Raw genomic sequence first — 4,138 nt, forward strand, 5'->3', positions numbered from 1 at the left:
TTGCGCCGGGACGCTGTTGGTAAAGGAATATCCTATGGCTCGTCGTCGTCGTCCTGAACGCCGCGAAATCCTGCCCGATCCCCGTTTCGGTGATACGGTGCTGTCGAAATTCATGAACAGCGTCATGCTGGACGGGAAAAAGTCGGTCGCCGAAAACATTGTTTACGGTGCGCTCGAATCGGTCGAAGCCCGCGCCAAGAAGGAACCGCTCGCCGTGTTCCACGAAGCGCTGGCGAATATCCGCCCGAACATCGAAGTGCGCAGCCGCCGCGTCGGCGGTGCGACCTATCAGGTTCCGGTCGAAGTCCGCCCCGACCGCGCCCAGGCGCTGGCGATCCGCTGGCTGATCACCGCCGCGCGCAACCGCAGCGAAACGACGATGGCCGCGCGCCTGTCGGGTGAACTGCTCGACGCGTCGAACAACCGCGGCAATGCGGTGAAGAAGCGCGAAGATACACACCGCATGGCTGAAGCCAACCGCGCTTTCAGCCACTACCGCTGGTAATTGCCGGGACGCTCCCCCTGTTCTGGGGGCGTCTCGCAATCGCAACAATTCTTCCTATATCGGAGGCGGCTCGCAAGACCGCCCCCCACATCCAAGGAAAAGACCATGGCACGCAGCCATCCGCTCGAACATTATCGCAACTTTGGGATCATGGCGCACATCGACGCCGGCAAGACCACGACGACCGAGCGTATCCTTTACTACACCGGCAAGTCCTACAAGATCGGCGAAGTCCATGACGGCGCCGCGACGATGGACTGGATGGAGCAGGAGCAGGAACGCGGCATCACGATTACGTCGGCTGCGACCACCTGTCTGTGGAAAGCCGAAGAAGGCCAGGGCCCCGAGCATCGCCTGAACATCATCGACACCCCCGGACACGTCGACTTCACCATCGAAGTCGAGCGCAGCTTGCGCGTCCTCGACGGTGCGATCACCGCGTTCGACGGCGTTGCCGGCGTCGAGCCGCAGTCGGAAACCGTGTGGCGTCAGGCCGACAAATATAAAGTGCCGCGGATGTGCTTCATCAACAAGCTCGACCGCACCGGCGCCGATTTCTATTATTGCGTCCAGACGATCATCGATCGCCTGGGTGCGACCCCGGCCGTCCTCTATCTGCCGATCGGCGCCGAAGGCGACTTCAAGGGTCTCGTCGACCTCGTCAACGAGCGCGCGATCATCTGGAAGGATGAAAGCCTCGGCGCTGAATTCTTCTATGAAGACATCCCCGCCGACCTCGTCGACAAGGCCGCCGAATATCGCGAAAAGCTCGTCGAGCTCGCCGTCGAACAGGACGACGACGCGATGGAAGCCTATCTCGAAGGCACCGTCCCCGACGTCGCGACGCTCAAGAAGCTGATCCGCAAGGGGACGCTGGCGCAGGCGTTCGTTCCGGTCCTCTGCGGCTCGGCGTTCAAGAACAAGGGCGTGCAGACGCTGCTCGACGCGGTTGTCGACTATCTGCCGTCGCCGCTCGACATTCCTGACGTGCAGGGTCTCAAGCTCGACGGCGAGACCCCCGACTCGCGTCCGCCTGCCGATGATGCGCCGCTGTCGCTGCTCGCCTTCAAGATCATGAACGATCCGTTCGTCGGCTCGCTCACCTTCGCGCGCATCTATTCGGGTACCCTGAACAAGGGCACGTACCTGAACTCGGTGAAGGACAAGAAGGAAAAGGTTGGCCGCATGCTGCTGATGCATGCGAACAGCCGCGAAGACATCGAAGAAGCCTTTGCGGGCGACATCGTGGCGCTTGCCGGCCTCAAGGAAACCACCACCGGGGACACGCTCTGCGCCACCAACGCGCCGATCATCCTCGAACGGATGGAATTCCCCGAGCCGGTCATCGAGCTGTCAGTGGAACCGAAGACCAAGGCCGACCAGGAACGCATGGGCATCGCGCTCAACCGTCTGGCCGCCGAGGATCCCTCGTTCCGCGTGTCGACCGACCATGAATCGGGCCAGACGATCATCAAGGGCATGGGCGAGCTTCACCTCGACATCCTCGTCGATCGCATGAAGCGCGAGTTCAAGGTCGAAGCGAACGTCGGCGCGCCGCAGGTGGCGTACCGCGAATCGCTCGCGAAAGCGGTCGACGTCGACTATACCCACAAGAAGCAGTCGGGTGGCTCGGGTCAGTTCGGCCGCGTCAAGGTGACGGTTGCTCCGGGCGAACGCGGCGCGGGCATCACCTTCATCGACGAGATCAAGGGCGGTAACATTCCGCGCGAATATATCCCGTCGGTCGAAAAGGGCATGCGCGAGTCGGCTGAAAACGGTCACATGATTGGCTTCCCGATCATCGACTTCGAAATCCGGCTTACGGACGGCGCCTATCACGACGTCGACTCGTCGGCGCTGGCGTTTGAAATCGCGGGCCGTGCGGCGATGCGCGAAGTGGCGGCGAAGGCCGGCATCAAGCTGCTCGAACCGGTGATGAAGGTCGAGGTTGTGACCCCTGAGGAATTCATGGGTGACGTGATCGGCGATCTCAACAGCCGTCGCGGCCAGATTCAGGGCACCGACAGCCGGGGCATCGCTCAGGTCGTCGAGGCGATCGTGCCGCTGGCAAACATGTTCGGCTATGTGAATCAGCTGCGCAGTTTCAGCCAGGGTCGCGCCAGCTACTCGATGCAATTCTCGCATTATGAAGAAGTGCCGACGAACGTCGCCGAAGAGGTGAAAGCCAAAATGGCGTAAGCTTTTTGCGGGGTGAACGGCTTTCGGGCCGCTTTCACCCCGCGGGGCTTGCCCTCTTCTGCAAAGCCGACTAATGGCGGCGCCTGTTTCAACAGGCGGTTCCGCCGAACGAACAATTTTCTGAGCATTTAGACACGCCAGACTAAGGACAAGGGTAAGATCATGGCCAAGGCAAAATTTGAGCGGAACAAGCCGCACTGCAACATCGGCACCATCGGTCACGTCGACCATGGCAAGACCTCGCTGACCGCAGCGATCACCAAGGTGCTCGCCGAAACGTCGGGCGGCGTCGCTGTCGACTTCGCGAACATCGACAAGGCGCCCGAAGAGCGCGAGCGCGGCATCACCATTTCGACCGCACACGTCGAATATGAAACCGGCGCGCGCCACTATGCGCACGTCGACTGCCCGGGCCACGCCGACTATGTGAAGAACATGATCACCGGTGCTGCCCAGATGGACGGCGCGATCCTGGTGGTGTCGGCCGCTGACGGCCCGATGCCGCAGACCAAGGAGCACATCCTGCTCGCCAAGCAGGTCGGCGTGCCGACCATGGTCGTCTTCCTGAACAAGGTCGACCAGCTGGACGATCCCGAACTGCTCGAACTCGTTGAGCTCGAAATCCGCGAAGAACTGTCGAAGCGCGACTTCGACGGCGACAACATCCCCATCATCCCGGGTTCGGCGCTTGCCGCCCTCGAAGGCCGCGACGACGCCATCGGCAAGGACGCGATCCTGAAGTTGATGGAAGCCGTCGATGCGTGGATCCCGCAGCCGGAACGTCCGCTCGACAAGCCCTTCCTGATGCCGATCGAAGACGTGTTCTCGATCTCGGGTCGCGGTACGGTTGTTACCGGTCGTATCGAAACCGGCGTCGTCAAGGTGGGCGAAGAAGTCGAAATCGTCGGCATCAAGGACACCAAGAAGACCGTCGTGACCGGCGTCGAAATGTTCCGCAAGCTGCTCGATCAGGGCCAGGCTGGCGATAACGTCGGCGCGCTGATCCGCGGCGTCGGCCGTGAAGAAGTTGAGCGTGGCCAGGTTCTCTGCAAGCCCGGCACGATCAAGCCGCACACCGAATTCACCTCGGAAGTCTATGTGCTGTCGAAGGACGAAGGCGGCCGTCACACGCCGTTCTTTGCCAACTATCGTCCGCAGTTCTACTTCCGCACCACCGACGTCACCGGCGAGGTCATCCTCCCCGAGGGCACCGAAATGGTGATGCCGGGCGACAACGTCCAGCTGGCCGTCAAGCTCATCGCACCGATCGCGATGGACCCGGGTCTGCGCTTTGCAATCCGCGAAGGCGGTCGTACCGTCGGCGCAGGGGTTGTGGCGACGATCACAAAGTAATATAGGGCCGCGAGCCGCCTGATTCGGAAGCGATTCGGGCGGCTCGTAGCTTAAAGATTTTTAATGGCCGAGCCGGCTTCC

3 protein-coding genes are annotated in these 4,138 nt (G+C 61.6%); all 3 read left to right on the forward strand.

Annotation, left to right across the window (positions count from 1 at the left end; translation table 11 throughout):
• Positions 1-34 precede the first annotated feature (34 nt).
• The 3 genes from rpsG to tuf all read left to right on the forward strand — a co-directional run bounded on the left by rpsG (position 35) and on the right by tuf (position 4,057).
• On the forward strand, positions 35-505 hold the full coding sequence (gene rpsG / locus VGN68_RS02380) for a 30S ribosomal protein S7 (protein ID WP_293701244.1): 471 nt from the start codon (positions 35-37) through the stop codon (positions 503-505).
• A 105-nt stretch (positions 506-610) separates the two neighbouring features.
• The gene (gene fusA / locus VGN68_RS02385) at positions 611-2,704 is read left to right on the forward strand and encodes an elongation factor G (protein ID WP_327473566.1); all 2,094 of its coding nucleotides are present in this window, start codon (positions 611-613) and stop codon (positions 2,702-2,704) included.
• A 162-nt stretch (positions 2,705-2,866) separates the two neighbouring features.
• On the forward strand, positions 2,867-4,057 hold the full coding sequence (gene tuf / locus VGN68_RS02390; protein WP_327473568.1) for an elongation factor Tu: 1,191 nt from the start codon (positions 2,867-2,869) through the stop codon (positions 4,055-4,057).
• Positions 4,058-4,138: the final 81 nt, after the last annotated feature.

The sequence above is a fragment of the Sphingopyxis sp. genome (assembly GCF_035998965.1).
In the GTDB taxonomy this organism is placed as follows: Bacteria; Pseudomonadota; Alphaproteobacteria; order Sphingomonadales; family Sphingomonadaceae; genus Sphingopyxis.